The organism is Acidocella sp. (assembly GCF_035535915.1).
Classification (GTDB): Bacteria; Pseudomonadota; Alphaproteobacteria; order Acetobacterales; family Acetobacteraceae; genus Acidocella.
In genome coordinates, this window is sequence record NZ_DATLPB010000081.1 from 42,494 (window position 1) to 62,327 (window position 19,834).

General features: G+C 61.5%; 19 protein-coding genes. 15 read left to right on the plus strand and 4 right to left on the minus strand.

What is annotated here, in order from left to right; translation table 11 throughout:
* Window positions 1-60: 60 nt before the first annotated feature.
* From VNC39_RS09990 to VNC39_RS10010, 5 genes are all read left to right on the plus strand, one after another.
* Entirely contained in the window at window positions 61-1,125 is a 1,065-nt protein-coding gene (locus VNC39_RS09990; protein WP_325398715.1) for a sugar phosphate isomerase/epimerase family protein, read from the plus strand.
* Entirely contained in the window at window positions 1,125-2,264 is a 1,140-nt protein-coding gene (locus tag VNC39_RS09995; protein ID WP_325398717.1) for a Gfo/Idh/MocA family protein, read from the plus strand. Before VNC39_RS09990 ends, VNC39_RS09995 begins: the two co-directional genes overlap by 1 nt.
* A 208-nt stretch (window positions 2,265-2,472) precedes the next feature.
* Window positions 2,473-3,678, plus strand: coding sequence for a Tm-1-like ATP-binding domain-containing protein (locus VNC39_RS10000; protein WP_325398719.1), 1,206 nt, complete (start codon window positions 2,473-2,475; stop codon window positions 3,676-3,678).
* Window position 3,679: 1 nt separating this feature from the next.
* Window positions 3,680-4,510, plus strand: a complete 831-nt coding sequence (locus VNC39_RS10005) for a phosphoenolpyruvate hydrolase family protein (RefSeq protein WP_325398721.1) — start codon at window positions 3,680-3,682, stop codon at window positions 4,508-4,510.
* Between the two features lie 19 nt (window positions 4,511-4,529).
* A complete protein-coding gene (locus VNC39_RS10010; RefSeq protein ID WP_325398723.1) occupies window positions 4,530-5,444 on the plus strand; it encodes an SRPBCC family protein in 915 nt (304 codons plus the stop codon).
* A gap of 239 nt (window positions 5,445-5,683) precedes the next feature.
* Here the strand turns inward: VNC39_RS10010 and VNC39_RS10015 are convergent, their stop codons facing one another.
* Both VNC39_RS10015 and VNC39_RS10020 read right to left on the minus strand, forming a co-directional pair.
* A complete protein-coding gene (locus VNC39_RS10015; RefSeq protein WP_325398725.1) occupies window positions 5,684-6,574 on the minus strand; it encodes an SDR family oxidoreductase in 891 nt (296 codons plus the stop codon).
* Between the two features lie 57 nt (window positions 6,575-6,631).
* Window positions 6,632-7,351 carry an SDR family oxidoreductase gene (locus tag VNC39_RS10020; RefSeq protein WP_325398727.1) on the minus strand — a complete coding sequence of 240 codons (720 nt, stop codon included), beginning with the start codon at window positions 7,349-7,351 and terminating at the stop codon, window positions 6,632-6,634.
* A 92-nt stretch (window positions 7,352-7,443) separates the two neighbouring features.
* Here VNC39_RS10020 and VNC39_RS10025 point away from each other — a divergent pair, with 92 nt between their 5' ends.
* The gene (locus tag VNC39_RS10025) at window positions 7,444-8,277 is read left to right on the plus strand and encodes a helix-turn-helix transcriptional regulator (protein ID WP_325398729.1); all 834 of its coding nucleotides are present in this window, start codon (window positions 7,444-7,446) and stop codon (window positions 8,275-8,277) included.
* A gap of 28 nt (window positions 8,278-8,305) precedes the next feature.
* Here the strand turns inward: VNC39_RS10025 and VNC39_RS10030 are convergent, their stop codons facing one another.
* Window positions 8,306-8,974, minus strand: a complete 669-nt coding sequence (locus tag VNC39_RS10030; RefSeq protein WP_325398731.1) for a TetR/AcrR family transcriptional regulator — start codon at window positions 8,972-8,974, stop codon at window positions 8,306-8,308.
* A 387-nt stretch (window positions 8,975-9,361) separates the two neighbouring features.
* Here VNC39_RS10030 and VNC39_RS10035 point away from each other — a divergent pair, with 387 nt between their 5' ends.
* The 8 genes from VNC39_RS10035 (at window position 9,362) to VNC39_RS10075 (ending at window position 17,759) form a co-directional block, all read left to right on the plus strand.
* Window positions 9,362-10,156 (plus strand): formate/nitrite transporter family protein, encoded by a 795-nt coding sequence (locus VNC39_RS10035; protein WP_325398924.1) that lies wholly within the window; start codon window positions 9,362-9,364, stop codon window positions 10,154-10,156.
* Between the two features lie 161 nt (window positions 10,157-10,317).
* Entirely contained in the window at window positions 10,318-11,952 is a 1,635-nt protein-coding gene (locus tag VNC39_RS10040; RefSeq protein WP_325398733.1) for a sigma-54 interaction domain-containing protein, read from the plus strand.
* A 218-nt stretch (window positions 11,953-12,170) separates the two neighbouring features.
* A complete protein-coding gene (locus VNC39_RS10045; protein ID WP_325398735.1) occupies window positions 12,171-12,722 on the plus strand; it encodes an OsmC family protein in 552 nt (183 codons plus the stop codon).
* A gap of 57 nt (window positions 12,723-12,779) precedes the next feature.
* Window positions 12,780-13,922: an acyl-CoA dehydrogenase family protein gene (locus tag VNC39_RS10050; RefSeq protein ID WP_325398737.1), complete on the plus strand. Its 1,143-nt coding sequence runs from the start codon at window positions 12,780-12,782 to the stop codon at window positions 13,920-13,922.
* Window positions 13,919-15,256, plus strand: a complete 1,338-nt coding sequence (locus tag VNC39_RS10060; protein ID WP_408840520.1) for an FAD-dependent oxidoreductase — start codon at window positions 13,919-13,921, stop codon at window positions 15,254-15,256. The genes VNC39_RS10050 and VNC39_RS10060 overlap by 4 nt, the downstream gene beginning before the upstream one ends.
* Before the next feature lie 46 nt (window positions 15,257-15,302).
* Entirely contained in the window at window positions 15,303-15,752 is a 450-nt protein-coding gene (cynS, locus tag VNC39_RS10065; protein WP_325398739.1) for a cyanase, read from the plus strand.
* A gap of 284 nt (window positions 15,753-16,036) precedes the next feature.
* Window positions 16,037-16,816 (plus strand): sulfite exporter TauE/SafE family protein, encoded by a 780-nt coding sequence (locus VNC39_RS10070; RefSeq protein WP_325398741.1) that lies wholly within the window; start codon window positions 16,037-16,039, stop codon window positions 16,814-16,816.
* Window positions 16,817-16,832: 16 nt separating this feature from the next.
* Window positions 16,833-17,759, plus strand: a complete 927-nt coding sequence (locus tag VNC39_RS10075; RefSeq protein WP_325398743.1) for an MBL fold metallo-hydrolase — start codon at window positions 16,833-16,835, stop codon at window positions 17,757-17,759.
* Window positions 17,760-17,867: 108 nt separating this feature from the next.
* Here VNC39_RS10075 and VNC39_RS10080 read toward each other — a convergent pair whose 3' ends face one another.
* Entirely contained in the window at window positions 17,868-18,800 is a 933-nt protein-coding gene (locus VNC39_RS10080) for a DMT family transporter (protein WP_325398745.1), read from the minus strand.
* 94 nt (window positions 18,801-18,894) lie between these two features.
* Here VNC39_RS10080 and VNC39_RS10085 point away from each other — a divergent pair, with 94 nt between their 5' ends.
* Window positions 18,895-19,824: a LysR substrate-binding domain-containing protein gene (locus VNC39_RS10085; protein ID WP_325398747.1), complete on the plus strand. Its 930-nt coding sequence runs from the start codon at window positions 18,895-18,897 to the stop codon at window positions 19,822-19,824.
* Window positions 19,825-19,834: the final 10 nt, after the last annotated feature.

Here is a 19,834-nt window from a genome sequence, read left to right on the forward strand (position 1 = left end):
AATTTTGCGCCGCTTTTTTAAAATGTCGCGTGCTTTTTTCGAATTAGGGAGGACAGTCTCATGAAGACGATACGAGGCCCCGGAATTTATCTCGCACAATTCGTCGGCGATCGAGCTCCATTCGATACGCTGGAGCATCTCGCCCGCTGGGCCGCGGGGCTTGGCTATGCCGGCATCCAGGTGCCGACCAGCGCAGGTCTGTTCGACCTCGCGCTGGCCGCTGAATCGCGCGCCTATTGCGACGAGCTGCGCGGCAAGCTTGCCGAGATCGGGGTGCAGATTACCGAACTTGCCACTCATATCGAGGGGCAGTTGGTCGCCGTTCATCCGGCCTATGACGCGTTGTTCGACGGCTTTGCCCCCGAAGCCGTGCGCGGTAAGCCGGCCGCGCGTACCGATTGGGCGACCGCGCAGCTCAGGCTCGCGGCACGTGCTTCGGCCAATCTCGGTCTTACCGCGCATGCGAGCTTTTCCGGCGCGCTCGCCTGGCCGTTCATCTATCCATGGCCACAGCGTCCGGCGGGGCTGGTCGACGAGGCCTTTGCCGAACTCGGCCGGCGTTGGCAGCCGATTCTGGATACGTTCGACGCGGCAGGCGTGGATCTCGCTTTCGAGCTCCATCCGGGGGAGGATCTTCATGACGGCATCAGTTTCGAACGCTTTCTCGAAGCCGTCGGCGGGCATCCGCGGGCGAATATCCTCTACGACCCGTCACATTTCGTGCTGCAGGCGCTCGACTACCTCGCCTTTATCGATATTTATCACGAGCGGATCAAAGCCTTCCATGTGAAGGACGCGGAATTGAATCCGACCGGACGCAGCGGCGTCTATGGCGGGTATCAGGGCTGGGTGGAACGTCCTGGCCGCTTCCGTTCACTTGGGCACGGCAACGTGAAATTCGGCGCGATCTTCTCGAAAATGGCGCAATACGATTTCACCGGCTGGGCGGTTCTGGAATGGGAGTGCGCGCTCAAGCACCCCGAGGATGGCGCGCGCGAAGGTGCCAGCTTCATACGCGATCACATCATTCGCGTGACCGAGCATGCCTTTGACGATTTCGCGCGGAGCGGCGTGGACGTGGCGGGCAATCGCCGGCTGCTCGGCTTAGCGCAAAGGACGGCATGATGACCGTGGCGAAGCGTGTTCGGCTGGCGATGATTGGCGGCGGCAGCGGCGCGTTTATCGGCGAGGTGCACCGTATCGCGGCGCGTATGGACAATCGGTTCGAACTCGTCGCCGGCGTGTTCAATGCGGATCCCGTGCGCGGGCGCGCCTCTGCAGCTGCCATCGGCATCGATCAAGGCCGAGTTTATGAGAATGAAATGGCCATGTTTGCCGCTGAGGCACGACGTGATGATGGCGCCGAGGCGGTGGTGATCGTCACGCCGAACCATCTGCATGGAGCGGCGGCGATGGCGGCGCTTGATGCCGGGTTTCACGTGATCTGCGAGAAGCCGATGACGGCTACTTTCGCGGAAGCCGAAGCGCTGGCGGCGCATGTCAGGCGGTCGGGCAAGATTTTTGTCCTGACCCATACCTATACGGGTTATCCCATGATCAGGCAGGCGCGCGCCATGGTGGCGGCAGGCGAGATTGGCACGCTGCGTCGCGTGCAGGCGGAATATGCACAGGATTGGCTCGCCGAACCGCTGGAGCATCGTGGTGTGCCGGGGGCCGTCTGGCGGACAGATCCGGCCAAGGCGGGCCTCGGCGGCGCAATCGGTGATATCGGCACGCATGCCTTCAATCTTGCTGGCTTCGTGACCGGAGAACAACCGACGCATTTGCTAGCCGATCTGACCAGTTTCGTGGCGGGCCGCCGCCTCGATGATGATGCAGGTATTTTGTTGCGCTACGCATCGGGCGCAAAGGGGAGCATCTGGGTGAGTCAGATTGCTGTCGGAAACGGCAACAACCTTTCGCTCAGGGTCTATGGTACGCGCGGCGGCCTTGAATGGCGCCAGGAAGCGCCGGAAGAATTGTGGTTTACGCCGCTTGGCGCGCCGAAACAGCTGTTGCGGCGCAACGGTGCGGGCGTCGTTGACGCGGCGCGCGCGACGAGCCGGGTGCCGTCAGGTCATCCGGAAGGCTATCTGGAGGCCTTCGCCAATCTTTACCGCGAGGCCGCCGATGCGATTCTCGCGGCGCGCACGGGGAGCTTCGATTTGAGAGCGCTGCCGAACGCTGAGGATGGGCTGCGCGGCCTCGCCCTCATCACGGCTTGTCTGCGCTCCAGTGAGGACGGTTGTTGGGTTGCGATCTGATCGTAACGCCCCATTCGCCGCGATCCCGTCTCCTGATCGTGGTGAATGTTCGGCCGTGGCGCTGGAATGACGCCGGCGGCCAGGGAGCGATGATGCCCCGCAGGGGCGTTCAAGACCGATGCCGCCGAATTGGCGGCAAATGCAGACCTGCCGTGGCGCTCGTTCGGCGCCGGAAATAGGGCAGGGGGTGCGGGACAAGGGGGAAGTGATGTCACAAAAAGCCGTCTATATCGTGGGGACATGCGATACCAAGGGCGCGGAACTGAGCTACGTGAAGCAAATCACCCTCGAACAGGGCGTGGCCGCATGCATTGTCGACGTTTCAACTTACGCGCAGGGCCCGGGTGCTGATGTCGAGCCGGCGGAGGTGGCGCGCTATCATCCGGAAGGGCCTCAGGCGGTTTTTACGGGAGACCGGGGCCGGTCGATCGCGGCGATGGCCATCGCCCTGGAACGCTTTCTTCAATCGCGTGACGATATCGGAGGCGTGCTCGGGCTGGGCGGCTCTGGCGGCACCGCGCTTATCGCACCGGCGATGCGGGCCTTGGCGATCGGCGTGCCGAAGCTGCTCGTCTCGACCGTCGCGTCCAGTAACGTGGCGCCGTATGTCGGCGCCAGCGATATCTCGATGATGTATTCGGTAACCGACCTTGCGGGACTTAACCGTATTTCCCGGATCGTTCTGGCAAACGCGGCCCACGCCATGGCGGGCATGGTCTGCACACCGCCGCAAATGTCTGCCTCCGACCGGCCGGCGGTGGGCATTACGATGTTTGGCGTGACGACTCCTTGCGTGAACCGCCTCGTTGAATTGCTGCGGGACACGCATGATTGTCTGGTGTTCCACGCCACGGGCACAGGCGGCCAGTCCATGGAGAAGCTGGCGGATTCCGGTCTGGTCGCTGCGGTGATCGACGTCACCACCACCGAGGTCTGCGATCTGCTGATGGGGGGCGTTTTTCCCTGCACAACGGATCGCTTCGGCGCCATTGCCAGAACCGGCTTGCCCTATATCGGATCCTGCGGCGCGCTCGACATGGTAAATTTTGGCGCGCTGGACACCGTGCCGGCGCACTATCGTGACCGCAACCTCTATATACATAACCCCCAAGTGACGCTCATGCGGACGACTCCGGAGGAGAATGCCCTGATCGGAGAATGGATCGGCGAACGTCTCAACCGTTGTCAAGGTCCGGTCAGGTTCCTGCTGCCGATGGGCGGCGTTTCAGCCTTGGATGCACCGGGTGCGACGTTTTATGACCCCGCTGCGGACGCGGCCCTCTTCGAGGCGTTGGAGCGGACCGTGCGCCAGACCGACCAGCGCCGGCTGATCCGTGTGCCACACGCGCTCAACGACCCGCGCTTCTCAGCCGCCCTGCTGGACCAATTTCATAACATCATGAGGAATGCATAAAATGCCCAGGATTCGTCGTGCCGACATAATGAGCCGCTTCAATGCCATGGTCCGTGACCGACAACCGATCTTGGGCGGTGGGGCCGGCACCGGTCTTTCGGCCAAATGTGAGGAAGCCGGCGGCATCGACCTGATCGTCATCTATAATTCCGGGCGCTACCGGATGGCCGGCCGCGGCTCGCTCGCAGGCATGCTTGCCTATGGTAACGCGAATGACATTGTCGTCGAGATGGCGCGCGAGGTCTTGCCGGTGGTACGAAAAATACCGGTGCTCGCCGGCGTCAACGGGACCGATCCCTTCTGTCACTTCGACCATTTTCTGGATCAACTCAGCGCGCTTGGTTTCTCCGGTGTGCAGAATTTTCCGACCGTCGGGTTGATCGACGGAACGTTTCGCACCTCGTTAGAAGAAACCGGCATGAGCTATGGGCTGGAGGTAGATTTGATTCGCATGGCGCATGCCAAGGACCTTCTGACGACGCCCTATGTCTTCACCCCGGACGATGCGCGCGCGATGGCGCAAGCGGGCGCAGACATCCTGGTTGCACATATGGGGTTGACCACCGGCGGTTCGATCGGCGCGACCACCTCCATGACACTGGACGATTGCGTGGCGCGGATCAACGCCATTGCTGCGGCCGGCCGCGCGGTGCGGTCCGATATCATCCTGCTCTGCCATGGCGGCCCTATTGCCGAGCCCAACGACGCACAGTACATCCTTGCGCGCTGCCCGGATTGTCATGGCTTCTACGGCGCCTCCAGCATGGAACGCCTGCCGAGCGAAGCCGCGCTGATCGAGCAGACCCGCCGCTTCAAACATATCACACGCTGATCAGAGAAGGAAAAATTTCATGGCCGTTGGTTATGCGAGCACCATCATCGATGCGCCGGTCGAGGCCGTATGGGCCGCGATCCGCGATTTCGGCGCGCTGGCATCCTGGCATCCCGCGATTGCAAGCTCCGCGATCGAGAACGGCCTGGACGCGGATGCCGTGGGATGCATAAGGTCGCTACAGTTTAAAGATGGCGGTCACGCGCGTGAGCGCCTCCTGATGCTAGACGACAGTCGCTACAGGTTTTCGTATAACTTTGAGACGCCCGCATTTCCGGTGGCGAACTACGTCGCCACCATCGAGCTCATTCCCGTCACGAACGGCAATGTCACCTTCGCACGCTGGTCGGCGACCTTTGATGAGCGAGGCGAGGATCAGGGCGTTTATACGGACATTGTCTCCAAGGCCGTTTTCGCGCCCGGCTTGGCGGCATTGGTCACGCAGCTGAAGGGGGCGGCCGCTCCGGCAAATGCCGTGCGGTGGCAAGGGTTCCGGCCCGCCAAGGTTTTTTGTTCCTCGGTGCTTCGCGCGCCGCATCTTCGGGTCTGGCAGGAGATGCGAGACTTTGCCGGCATGGATGGGTGGCATCCCGAGATCTCCGATATGCATATGCTCGGTAATGTGCGGTCAGACAAAATCTCCGGCGTGCGCGACTTTCGGTTCGGCGATGGGAAGTTACACGAGCAACTGACCTATATGTCCGACCCCGACTGCGCCTTTCGTTACAAAATCAACGCGAGCGCACTACCTTGGATGAATTATCATTCCGGCGTGGAACTTCATCCAGTAACCTCAGCGGATGGGTGCCTTGCCGTGTGGACAGCTGACTGGACGGCATCGGCGAATGACGATGTGCAACTGATCCCCATGGTACATGAGGGAGTCTTTCAGAGGGCTCTTGATACGCTTGACGTTAAGCTCAATGCGTCATGACAGTGGGGCGACCAAGCGAACCAGCCGGTCGATAAATTGATCGGAACCGGATGCGTGGTGGCATAACGCCTCTTTGCCGCCGTGAGGGGCGGTGAGCTGTGTTCGGCAGAGTGGTTGCGAGGCCCCGCAACCACTCTGCAGTATGCTATTTTTTTGCCACGGTCCGAGTCTCCAAAGATCGTGCCTCATCGCCGAGACGCAGCACAGAAGCTGATGATGACGATGAGCCAGGCGGTTTTTCAGCTCGTGAAATAACCTGGCTGGCCGATGTCCGCGATGAGGCCGATCTGCGTCGGTGTCCAGCCCAGCCATTTCTGCGTCAAAGCGCTGGATGCGGGCATATCGAGGCCGGCGAACATTGCGAGCGGGCCGTAATAATCGCCGGCTTCTTCCGGTTTGATCGAGACCGTGGGCACATTCAGAGCGCGGCCAATCACCTCGACGATTTCACGCAGGGGTATGCCTTCTTCACCAACGGCATGATAGATGCCGTCCGCCACGCCTTTCTCCAATGCGAGCCGGTAGAGGCGGGCGACGTCCAGCCTATGCCCCGCGGCCCAACGGGCGCTGCCATCACCGACATAAGCGGCGGTGCCTTTTTGGCGCGCGTCTTCGAATAGATACGTGATCAAGCCCGCCTTGCCGTCACCGCCGTGCACTTGCGGCAAGCGTATTGCCATCGCGCGCACGCCGCGTGACGCATAAGCCAGGCCGGCTTGTTCAGACACGCGCGGAACATGCGCGCTGGCGTCACGTCGCATCTCTTCAGTGATCACCACGTCCGGTGCGATGAGACCCGTTCCCGAGGTGACGATGAAGGGCTTGTGGGTGCCCTCCAGCACATCGCCCATCGCTTCGATGGCGCGTTTGTCGATCTGCCCGTTCTCCGCGAATTTCGAGAAATCATGGATGAAGGCGAGGTGGATCACGCCATCGGCATCAGCCGCGCCCGCGCGCAGGCTGTCGAGATCTTCGAGCGAACCGTGATGCACCTCCGCGCCGGCCGCTTTCAGCGCCGCGGCGTTGGCGTCGGAGCGGGCGAGGCCCACCACCTGGTGGCCATTCGTGATCAATTCCCGGGTTGTAGCGGTGCCGATGAATCCAGCGGCGCCGGTCATGAAGATACGCATGAGAACTCTCCTTGCTATTGTCGAGGCTATTGTCGAGGCTATTGTCGAGCGAAGCGATCAGCCGGCGAGCGCTATTCCGCCTTCGATCTTGATGGTCTGTCCGGTCAGGAAGCTGTTGCGCATGCAGGTTAGATAGGCTTCCGCGGCTTCGGCGGGCTGCCCGGGACGTGGCACGAGTTGTTTCTGCGCCATGGCCGTCAGCCTCTCGCGATAGCCCTCGGGGAACGCGTCCCAGATCTCGGTGTCGATTAGGCCGGGGCACACGCAGTTCACGCGCACCGGCGCCAGGTCGACGGCAAGGCCGAGCGCCAACCCTTCCACGGCGCAGGCGCCAGCCGTCACCATGGGGAGGCCCTTCCTGGGTTTGTACGCGAGCATGCCGTTGGTGATGGTGTAGGAGCCGTCGGGTGGCAGCTTGGTCGCGCCATGCTTGGCCACGGCCACGGCGCCCCAGAACCGCGTCGTCAGCCCTCCCGCCGCCTTCGCCAGATCGAGATCGGCAAGCGCGCCGGGCACGACACCATCCCAATCGCCCGCCGTGAAGGCGATGTGATCGAACGTGCCATGATCCTTGAAGAACTGCGCGACGTTGCTTTCATCGCGCACGTCGATGGCCGCCGATGACGCGCGGATGGTTTGCGCGGCTTCGGCGATCTTCTTCGCATCGCGCGAGGCGATCACGACTTGCGCGCCTTCTTTCGCGGCGCCCTGGGCTATGCCAAATCCGATGCCGGAACCGCCGCCGATCACCAGCACGCGTTTGTCCTTCAGTGTCACCGCAGAACTCCTTGCTAAACTCGACTTGTAATTTCGGCCGATCTAATATGATGGTAAAGTAGTGACCATATACCGGTATAATCGCTAACAGGATGATGATGCCGTACGCGAATGAAAACCTGCTGGGGATCTATCTGAAGGATCGCCGCGCGAAACTCGATCCGACCGCGTTCGGCTTTCCCGTAGCGCGGCGCCGTACGCCGGGCCTCCGCCGCGAGGAGGTGGCGCAACGCGCCAATGTCAGCGCCACGTGGTACACATGGCTGGAGCAGGGACGAGGCGGTGCACCATCCGCTGATGTGCTCGAGCGCATCTCGCAGGCGATGATGCTGACGGACGCCGAGCGCGAGCACCTGTTTCTACTCGGTTTGGGCCGCCCGCCCGAAGTTCGCTATCGCGCGCCCGAAGGCATCACGCCGCGTTTGCAACGCGTGCTCGACACGTTGGAATATAGTCCCGCTTTTATTCGAACGGCCACGTGGGATGTGATCGCATGGAATAAAGCCGCCGCCGCGGTTTTGACCGACTACAGCACGCTGCCGGAGGGCCAGCGCAATGTGTTGCGCATGATATTCCACGATTCGCACATCCGCGCGGCGCAGTCTAACTGGCAAAGCGTTGCGCGGTACGTCGTGGCGTCGTTCCGCGCTGACGTGGCGCGCGCCGGCGCGGCGCGGAACGTGCAATCGCTTGTCGACGAACTCTGCACGACCAGTCCGGAGTTCGCGGCGATGTGGCGCGACAACGATGTGCGGGCGCATGGCGACGGCATGAAAGTCCTGCATCATCGCACCGTCGGGCCGCTTTCGATGGAATTCTCGGCCTTCGCCGTCGATGGTCGGCCCGATCTCACGATGGTGATCTACAATCCGGCAACGCCCGAGGATGCCGACAAGATCAGGACATTGCTCAAACCCTCGCCCTAACCGTCACGCTCCTGTGCGGCGCCTCCGCTCACTTGTTGGTGGGGCCGATCCGCTCCGAAGTATCGCCTCGCACGTCGTTGCCGGGCCCGGCACGCTGCGCAGTGGAGAGGATGGCGTCAAGATTTCGCGAGGCGATGTCCAGCACCAGGGGATCGCCACTCACCATCAGCGCCGCGATCGTCCCGTCGATCAACAGCAGCAATTGGCGCGCCAACAGTGGCGGTTCGGCATAGCCGGCCCTTTCGGCCAAATTGTCCAACTCTGCGAGGATCTTGCGGTGATGCGCGGCGGCGAGTTCGCGTAGCCAGGGTTCCCCCTTCTGATGCTCCGCGACTGCATTCATGAAGGCGCAGCCATAGAAACGCTCTCCGGAAAACCATGCTTTTAGGGCGGGGATGATGGCGCGCAATTGCGTCGCCGGATCGGTGCCGACGGTGCCGATCTGCGCAAAGAAGCGATTGCGCCATTCCTCCCCCTCTTCCAGAAGCACGGCGCGCAATAGCCCTGTTTTGGAGCCAAAGCGCGCATAGAGCGTCATTTTGGAGGCGCCGGCGTCGCTCAGGATCCGATCGATGCCCGTGGCGTGGATGCCGTCGCGACAGAATAGCTCGCGCGCGACCTCCAGGATGCGCGCCTGCGGGGAAGCCAACGCACACTTCGTCCCGTTCAGTGCCGACGCGGACAGCGTTTTGCCCATTCTGTAGTCCTTTTTTGCATAATTCAGATTAAATTATAGTCTTTTTTGTCGATTTCAGAGAATTTGGAGGTAATTTTAGCCATGGCGCGAAGGGCTTCTAGCAGAATTCGCGGGCAATTTCATAGTTTTGGTCGTTATTTTGGCGGTTTTTTGGCGGCCGCCGGACGCAGTTGCTCGGGGGGAGGGCCGCCGGATAGACAGACCGGTCTGTCTATCCGGCGGCCATCGGATTCGAAAGATACGTCATGCGCGGAGCGCCACGCTTGCCTGCACCTCACGATCGCAGACTTCATGCTGCGCCAACGCGCATTCGTCTCGTTCATCACTGACAAACTCGTATTGGAAATAACTGTGGATTACGTTCCCCCCCTCGAATTGACGGGCGCTATGCTCGATAGTGGCATAAAGAAAGCAAAGCTTGGTGTCTTCGACATGCTGGTCCGAGGCGCGTTGGCCGGTGCCTTCGTGGGGTTGGGCATCAGCGTGGATGCCGCCGCCGGAGGGCTGAGTGGCAACGGGCTCGTCGGGGCGTTGCTGTTCCCTTTCTGCTTCATCCTGATCACGCTTTTGAGCCTGGAGTTTTTTACGGGCAACTGCGCGCTGCTGCCGTTTGCCGCCTTCGCCGGGCGCGTCAGTCTCGGCCAGGTGCTGCGCAACTGGGTGTTCGTATATATCGGCCATTTGATTGGCGCGCTGACCTATGGCTTCCTCTATGCCGCCGTCAGCACGAAATTTTTCACTGAGGCCCCGGACGCGGTCGGCGCCAAGGTGATGGCCATCGGCCTGGCCAAGGTGATCCCCTATGTGCATGCCGGCGCTGCGGGGTGGTGGACCGCCCTGGTCAAGGGCATTTTCGCCACCTGGATGGTTTCCCTCGGCGCCGTTCTGGCGCTGGTCTCCCGTAGCGTGATCGGCAAGGTCGTCGCCGCCTGGCTGCCGATCATGGCTTTCGTGGTGATGGGCTTCGAGCACTGTGTGGTCAGCATGTTCGCCATCCCGACCGCGATCATGCTGGGCGCGCCCATCACCGTGAGCCAATGGTTGGTCTGGAACCAGATCCCGGTCACGATCGGCAACATCATCGGCGGCATGATCTGCACCGGGCTGGCGCTGTATGTGACCTACAAGCCGGATACGTCCAAAGCCGAGGTTTCAGCCCGCATGGCTGCCGCCGCCGAGTGAGGGGGTGGGCCTGCCAGAGAGTCGGAGTGGCGACGCTCCGGCGAACGCCTGTCGGGGACGAACCGGCAAAATGGTGATGCAGACGTGCCGTGCCTTGATCCCCAGGGATAAGATAATAGATACATCACATTTCAAAACCGGACGATGAGCGTTGATCCGTCATGCGGCACTCTTCAGGCGAATTATCTCAAGCTGTGGTTGAAGACGCCAACATGCGGTTGTCTGATGAACCGGAGCAATCATCTGCCTTTTGGCGAAGCCAGGAGATGCTGCTGATCCAGAATGTGATGGCACAACTCAGCAAGGGGCTGGTCCTTGATCTCCTTCTGCGGGAAGTGCTGCATCTATTGTCCGAAATGCTCGGCCTGAATCGTGGCCGGATCGTTCTTTACGATTCAATAACAAAAACCTATCGAGTTCGTCATTCATATGGCCTGACAAACGAGGAAGTCGAGCGCGGAAAATACGCACTCGGTGAAGGAATTACGGGGCGTGTGCTGGCGAATGGCCAATTGATCATCGTCCAGAACATCCACACTGAGCCGATATTCCTGGCGCGTGCGGTAGAGCGTCACCGGCTGCCTGCCGAGCCCGTCTCCTTCATCGCCGTGCCGATTACGCTTGGGCACAAGACCATCGGGGTTCTGGCATGCCATCGGATTCGTCATCGCAATCGGCCGCTTGCAGACGATGCCATGATCCTGCGCACCCTTTCAGCGCTGATCGGCCAATTGTTGCAGCTGAATGAGGCATTGCAGGAAAAGACGCGCGGGCTTGAACAGCATAACGATCTGCTTGCCCGGGCGCTGGCAAACGCTACGGTCCGGTATGGCATTATTGGAACCTCGCCGCCGCTGTTGCGCGCCATCGCCGAGTTGGAGCAGATCTCAACGGCGAATGCGAGCGTCCTGTTGCTTGGCGAATCCGGCACGGGTAAGGAGCTGTTCGCCCGCGCGCTGCATCTTGCCAGCCCCCGCTGCGATCGCCCCTTCATCAATGTGAACTGCGCTGCGATTCCTGACACGCTGTTTGAGTCTGAATTGTTCGGTCATGAACGTGGCGCCTTCACGGGGGCCAGCGACGCGCGGGCGGGCTGGTTCGAACAGGCGAATACCGGCACCATCTTTCTCGATGAAATCGGCGAAATGCCGCTGATGATGCAGACAAAACTTCTGCGCACGTTGCAGGAAGGTACGATTGCTCGGCTTGGCGCCAAACGAGAGACGAAGGTGGATGTCCGCCTCGTGGCGGCAACAAATCGCGATCTGCAGAACGAAGTTGCGCAGGGGCGGTTTCGTGAGGATCTCTTTTATCGGTTGAACGTGATCCCGATCAAGCTGCCTTCGCTTGCCGATCGCCTTAGCGACATTCCCTTGCTGGCGACACATTTCGTGAACCGCGTGAATCAGGCGAACCGGCGGAACGTGAATCTGACGCCGGACGCACTCGAGCGGCTGAAGGATCATCCTTGGCCGGGTAACATCCGGCAGCTATCAAATGTCATAGAACGCATCGTTCTGCTCGCCGACAAAACGGTCCTGAACGGCTACGATATCGAGGCCATCCTGTCAGCTGACGCGCCAGATTCAGGGCGCGCGCGCATCGCGCAGGACGAGCGGGGAACAGGCCCGCTGCCAGTTTGGTCATCTCGCCCTTATGCCGGTGCGGATTCCCATTCGGCCGCGGATTTGCAGGATGCTGTCAGGCGATGCGGCGGGAATAAGTCGCGCGCCGCGCAATTGCTCGGCCTGACCGCCCGCCAATTGACCTATCGCTGGAAAAAAAGCGGTCTGTGAGACGTCTCCGGGGTATGGTCGACAATGTCGACAATGTTGACATTGTCGACTGTCTCGAAACGCGGGTGAGGCAGTAAGGCGGCATAAGAAAGTCCGCTGAACCAGCAAAATCCGGTGAAAATTCTAAAGTTTTTGTTTTGGCATGGTCGTTGCTGTTCAGTGAACCAGGATAGCCTTGATGCGCTCAAGGCGCCTGGAATTTGAAAGGGAATACAACCGTGACGAATACCGCCGAGCCGAAAACCGTGAAGACCTATCTCCGGCCGATCGACCGGGACGGGTTGATGGGATTTGCCGAGATGGGCCGCAACAATCCGGACCGTCGTGGGACCAACCATGTCCGTACCGTCGTCGAAGGGCAGTATCGCACCCTCAGCTATGTCGGCAAACATGCCCCGGTCGTGGTCGACGAGCCGCTGCACCTGTTTGGGCAGGACACGGCGCCGGCGCCGGGCGAAATCGTGCTCTCCGCGCTGGGCGGCTGCCTGGCCGTCGGCATCACCGCCGTGGCAACCTGGAAGAATGTGAAGCTGACGAGCCTCGAGCTGTTCCTCGAAGGTGACATCGGCAATTCCGCCGCTTGGGGCGCCGGCGGCGCGGCCAAGCTGCCGCCCGAAATGGGCTTTCAGGCCATCCGCGTGAAGGTTGCGGTCGAGGGCGATGCGAGCCGCGAGGCCTTGGATGAAATCGTGCGGATCGCGAATTTCTATTCGCCGGTCGCGAACACGATGCGCAATCCGATCGCCTTCGAGATCGGCCTGGCCGACTGACTTTTTGCCTCCCGCTTCGTCTAAATCCGTGTCTCCAGAATACGAGGTATCCCAACCATGACAGTCGCAAGTGCCCTCCAGGCGCCCCCCGAACACCAGTGGGACGACGCCTCGGTGATTGAACAGGTCACCGCGATTGCGCAGGGCCCCCTGCGTGCGGCCGTCACGCAAATCGATCATGATGGTCATTATCCGCGGGAGATCATGGCGGCACTGGGCGAGGCGGGGGCTTTGGGCGTTCACCTCAACCGGTACGGCGGCAAGCTCGGTCTTTCCATCGCCGCGATGCAGGCGGCGAGCCGCGTATGCGGGTCGACCGGCTTTCTGATGTGGTCGCATGACGTGTGCGGCATTTATCTGGAACAATCGGCCAACCCCGCGCTCACCGGTGCCGTCCTCGATAACCACGCCCGCGCCAAAACCCTGGGCGGCACCGCCTTGTCCAACCCGATGAAGGCGCTGTCCGGCATCGAGCCGATGCTCTTCCGCGCCCGCAAGGTGCCGGGTGGCTATCGCGTCAATGGCTCGCTCCCCTGGGTTAGCCATATCGGCCCGGGTCAATATTGCGGCGCCGTAGCCGCCGTCGAGCGCGACGACGGCACCGTGTCCCACGAAATCCTGTTCATCCTGCATTGCGACGAGCGGGTCGAATTGCGCGCCTGCCCGCAATTCTCCGGCATGGAGGGAACGGCCACCTGGGGCGTGCGGCTCGTCGATTACTTTGTCTCGGAGGCCGATCTGGTCGCCGACCCGGCCCGGCCGCTGATCGCGCGGATCCGCGGCGCGTTTATCCTGTTGCAGACGGGCATGGCGCTTGGCGTCGCGCAGGGCAGCATCGACTCGATCCTTGAGGTCGAACCAATGCTGGGTCACGTCAACCAATTCCTCAGCGAACGGCCGGACGAATTGCGCGGCGAATTGGACGAACTTTCGGGCCGCATCATGGCGCTCGCCCAAACCCCTTATGATGGCAGCCGCGATTACCTGCTTGATGTGCTCGACGCCCGCGTGCAAGGGGCCGAGTTCGCCCTCCGGGCGGCGCAATCAGCTTTGCTGCACCAAGGCGCGCGTGGTTATCTGATGACGTCAGCACCGCAACGGCGCATTCGCGAATCGCATTTCGTCGCCATCGTCACGCCGGCGATCAAGCATCTGCGTTGGGAAATGGCGCGGCTCTCCCGTGAGGAGCTGCCCGCATGAGCGCGGCCCTGGCAGAAGCGGCTGCGGCCGAAATATGGCGCAAATTCCTCTGCCGCGCCTGTGGCCTGATCTATGACGAGGAGTTGGGCGATCCGGATAGCGGGCTCGCTCCCGGCACGCGCTTCGAGGACATTCCGGATGACTGGGAATGCCCGATCTGCGGCGTGAAAAAAACCGATTTTGAACCATATAACGCCCGTGAAGCGCCGCCTGTGCTGAGCCTGCCCGTTCTGCGGCACGCCAAACCCGGCGTCGTCGTCGTCGGCGCCGGTGTCGCCGGCTGGGCGGTCGCCGAGGCGGTGCGCGCCCTGAGCCCATCGACGCCGATCATGCTCGTCACGGGCTGCACCGGAGAGGTCTACAACAAACCCGAACTCTCGGTTGCACTCGCCCGCGGGCGGACACCGGCCTCGCTTTGTCGCGAAGCGGGGGCCGCCATCGCCGGGCGTCTCGGTGTCCGGCTGTTGACCGACACGATTGCGGTCGGCATTTCTAAAGCACGCCGCGAACTGCGCACGACCCGCGGCACGATCGCCTATTCCCATCTCGTGCTGGCCCATGGCGCGCGTCCGGCATCGCTGCCATCGCTGCCGGCGTCCCTGTGCTGGAGCATCAACCATTTGGCCGCGTGGTCCGGACTGTACAAACAATTGGCTGACGGCACGAAGCGCATCGCCATCGTCGGCGCGGGCATGGTGGGCTGTGAACTGGCCGAGGATTTCGCCCGCGCGGGACATCGCGTCACGCTGCTCGACCGCGAAGTCGCGCCGCTGGCCGGGCTGCTGCCGGAGCCCGCTTCAGCGCGGGTTGAACGCGGGCTTGGAGCGCTCGGCGTCCGGTTCGTCGGCCAGGTCATGGTGGCTGGGGTGGTTGCGGGCGCCGATGGCGGAAAGCACATCACCACGGCCTGCGGTCAGGCTTTCGATGTCGACATCGTCGTCGCCGCGACCGGGCTGGTCACCGAAAGCCGGCTCGCGCGCAATGCCGGTCTCGCGTTCAATCAAGGTGTTGCCGTCGATCCCGTGACCTTGCGGACCAGCGCGTCGCATATCTATGCGCTGGGCGACTGCATCAGCCTGGGCGGTAGGCCCTGCCGCTTTATCGAGCCGATCGCCAAGCAGGCAGAGACCATCGCCCGGGATATCCTGGAGCTGGGGCATGACGGCTACAGCCATGCGCAGCCGGTCATCCGCCTGAAGACGAAATCGGCGCCCGTCATGCTGCAAGGCGTCCCGCATCCCGAGGCATCCTGGCGCACCATCCGCGACGACGCGACCGCACTCGTCATGGAACAATGGCGCGGCGACCAACTCACTTCCAGGCTTTCCGTATAGCGGATTCACAACCCGTTATTTTTATCACGACACAATGGAGTACTTCATGATTACCGATCGTTCTGACGTAACCACCCTGATTCGTGCCGCCAAAGTACGCAAGAATCTCAAATGGGCCGACATCGCCAAGGCGGTCGGCCAGAGCAAGGAATGGACGACCGCCGCCTGCCTCGGCCAGATGACCTTCACCAAGGCGCAGGCCGAGATCGTCGGCAAGCTGTTCGAACTCTCCGACGAAGCGGTCGCCTGGCTTCAGGTGACGCCGTATAAAGGCTCGCTGCCGAGCGCCGTGCCGACCGATCCTCTGATCTACCGCTGGTACGAAATTGTCTCCGTGTATGGCAGCACGGTCAAGGAGCTCATTCACGAAGAATTCGGTGACGGCATCATGAGCGCGATCGATTTCTCCATGGATATCCAGCGGGAAGCGGATCCCAAGGGGGATCGCGTCAGCGTCACGATGTCAGGGAAATTCCTGCCCTATAAAACCTACTAGAATGTGATCCTTCTCAGTTGACACGTTTCGGTGTGTCAACTGAGAAATCAACAACCTCTCGCTTCCCGAAAATGGTATGAGCGCCGTCGCTTCCCCGTGGGCCGTGTTCCCGCGCAAACGACGGTGAACCGCATTTTTTCCTGGAGCATTACGGATAGAATGGCTTTCAAAACGCTGATTGACGATGTTGCGGTTGCCACGCCGATCACGGGATCTGACGTCGTCGTAGAAAGACCCGACCGCTTGCACGCCACGCACGATGATCGGGCCGGTTGAGCATGGACATGCTGCACATTGGCCTTGGCGCCATATCGGGTGTGCTGGTGGGCTTTACGCTCGGTCTGGTCGGCGGCGGCGGCTCCATCCTGGCTGTGCCGCTGATGGTTTATCTGGTCGGCGTCAAAAATCCGCATATCGCCATTGGCACCAGCGCCTTCGCGGTTGCCGCCAACGCCGCCATCGGGCTGTTGAACCACGGCAAAGCCGGCAATGTGAAATGGCGTTGCGGTGGCCTCTATGCCGCGGCGGGCATCGCCGGCGCCATCCTCGGGTCGAGTGCCGGCAAGGCGTTCAACGGCCAGAAATTATTGTTTCTCTTTGCGTTGATCATGGTGCTGGTCGGTGTTCTCATGTTGCGCGGCCGCAAGAATGCCGGCATCCCAGGTGCGACATGCAATCGGCACAATGCCCCGAAAGTGCTGGGCTTCGGCGTTGGCACCGGGCTGTTCTCCGGCTTCTTCGGCATTGGTGGCGGATTTTTGATCGTGCCCGGTCTGGTCGGTGCCACGGGCATGCCTATTCTGAACGCCGTCGGCACCTCGCTGGTCGCCGTCACCGCGTTCGGGCTGACAACCGCTTTGAATTACGGGCGATCCGGTCTGGTCGATTGGAATCTGGCCCTGGTGTTTATCATCGGGGGGATCGTCGGCAGCTTTTTCGGCTCCCGGATCGCCAGGCGCCTCGCCGGCAGCACTGGCCGGTTGACCACGGTTTTCGCGGCGCTGATTTTCGTCGTCGCCTTTTATATGATTTTCCGCAGTCTATCGACGCTGTTTCAAACCTAGCGACAGGATGACGGGCATGAACCAAGACATCGCCGATACGCCACTTCACGCGGACCACAACGTCGCCACGCGGCCACGGGTCCAGGCATTCTTCGACCCACGGACCTACAGCGTGCAATATGTCGTGAGCGACCCGGCCACCCATCTCTGCGCGATCATCGACCCGGTCTTGGATTACGACGAGAAATCGGGTTCCACCGCAACGACATCGGCGGACGCCATCCTTCACTATGTCCGGACAAACGGGCTGACCGTCGCGTGGATTCTGGACACGCACCCCCATGCCGATCATTTTTCGGCCGCCTCCTATCTCAAGGAGCTTACGGGCGCGCCGACCGGGATCGGCGAGCATGTCGTTGGCGTTCAACGAATCTGGAAAAATCTCTATAATTTCCCTGATGATTTCCCGACGGACGGCTCTCAATGGGATCATCTCTTCGCGGATGGAGAGCGCTTCCGATTGGGCGAGATCGAGGGACACGTGATGTTCTCGCCCGGTCACACCCTGGCTTCGATCACCTATGTCTTCGGTGATGCAGCCTTTATTCACGATACACTGTTCATGCCCGATAGCGGAACCGCGCGCGCTGATTTTCCAGGCGGCGATGCGCACGCACTTTGGCGCAGCCTCCAGAGCATTCTCGCTTTGCCGGATCAGACGCGGCTCTACACCGGACATGACTATCAACCCGGTGGCCGCGCGCCGGCTTGGGAGAGCACGGTCGCCCAGCAAAAAGCGCAGAACGCTCATATCTGCGGACAGGACGAAACGAGTTTTACAAAATTGCGGACGCAGCGCGACAGGACCTTGCCGATCCCGAAATTGATGCTCGCCGCATTGCAGGTCAACATCGCCGGAGGGCGGCTTCCGGAAGCCGAGAGCAATGGGCGCCGGTATCTCAAAATCCCCCTCGACGCCTTCGAAAATGCTGTCTGGGGCTGAACGACACGAAGACCTGTATGCAGGGGAACCTGGCGGCCACGCCGGCAAGGGAGAGTTCGCCGCCGAGACGGACCGCAGCGGAGTCATTTCGGGATATTTGACGGCTCGCTAACATTTGGCGTGAATTGTTGTGGGCTTTCTCATCGGGGAGCTGACCAGATAGATGCCAGCGGCCACGGGAATGATCCCCAGCAGATCATAGGGGAACAAGGGTTCGCCCAATACGACCCACGCCAACAGCATGCTGAGCGGTGGCATCACGAAATGGAACGAGCTTGCCTTTGTGGCGCCGCAGACCGTCAGCAGGTGAAACCAGAGCGCGTAGGCGAGAATTGAACCGCCCAGGACCAGGAACGCGAACGCAGCCAGGAAACGGGCACTGAGCTCGATGCCACCCCAGGCGGAGACGGACAGCGCGAATGGCGTGAGCAGGAGGCCGGCCGCAAGATTTTGAATGCCGTTCCCGATCCAGAGATTGCCTTGCGGGGCGAGCCGCTTGAACAGGATGGTTCCGGCGACGATGGAGGCAAGCGCGGCCACTGTCAGCAGAACGCCGGTGGCGTTGTCGGTCCCCGCCGAAAGCCGGTGGGCGACGATGATGGTGACGCCCGCAATGCCAAGCGCCAATCCCAGCAGCTTCCGCCCCGTGAGTCGTTCACCAAGGAGAAGTGCCGCGAAGATCGCCGTGAAAATCGGATTGGCGCTGACAATCAGGCCGCCGAGGCCGGCCGAGATCGTCCGCAGACCCATATAAGCCAAGCCGAGATAGAGCGCGTTGTTCACGATCCCCAGCAGCGCGAAGACCCAGACGTCACGCCACGAAAATGTCCACATGCCACGGCGCCCGAGGGAGACGCCCAGGATCAGGATGCCGGCCAGTGAAAACCGGGCCGCGAGCAGGACCAGGGGAGGGCAGTTCGTGACGCCGATTTTCCCGGCAACAAAGGCGGTGCTCCAGAGCAGGCAGAAGGCGGCGATGGAGAGTGGCAACAGGTTGGCGGTGGGCCGGGCGATGGCATCGGAAGGCGAGGCGGACATCATGGTTCTCCTTTGCCGCCCGATATGGCCTCACGGCTTCATATTTGGAAATTAAATGATATAATTGTCTCTAGTGGATAAATGAATGTTGTGAACCATGCTTGACCTCGAACTCCTGCGTAGCTTTGTCTCGGTCGTGGACGCCGGCGGATTCACACGCGCGGGTGAGCGCGTTCACCGAACGCAATCGACGGTCAGCCAGCAGATCCGGCGGCTGGAGGATGATCTGGGCAAACTGCTGCTGAACCGAACCGGCAAGCAGGTTTCCCTCACCGAGGATGGCGAGCGCCTTCTCTCTTATGCGCGGCGAATTTTGTCACTGACGGAGGAGGCGCGTGATGTTCTGACGCGCCCCACCCAGAGCGGTGTCATCCGGCTTGGCATTCCGGAAGATTTTGCGGCGTACCGTCTGCCTCGGCTTCTGGCGCGTTTTGCCCGCTCACGGCCAAATTTGCGGCTCGACGTCAGGGCGGACCAGAGCGTGTATCTTCGTCGTGACCTGGAACGTGGTGAACTCGATCTGGCGCTGCTTAAGCGCGATGCCGGCGAGGCAGGCGGCATCGCGGTCTGGCCGGAACGCATCCACTGGATCACCAGCCGGGACCATCGGATCGATCTTACCGGCTCGTCCATTCCGTTGATCGGGTTTCCGCAGGGGTGTCTTTACCGCAATCGGGCCATCCATGCGATGGAAGCCGCGGGACGCTCCTGGCACATGGCTTATACGAGCGCCAATTTGACCGGCATTCAGGCGGCTGTCGCTGCCGGGCTTGGGCTCGGCATTCTCTCGGAGATCGCCATTCTTCCTGAGCACCGCATCCTGACGCCGGAGGACGGGTTTGCGCCAATCGACCAGACGGAGATGGCACTGGTCGTTGCGCCGCAGGCGAATCCTTTGGCGTTGCAACTCGCGGGTGGTCTCGCAGAATTTTGCGACGCGGCGCAGATGGAGATCGGGCAGGGCCGTTCATCGAGCCAGGGCTTACAGGGCGGTGGGAGCGTGAACATGGTGTCGCGCACAAGCTGAAACGGTAGCT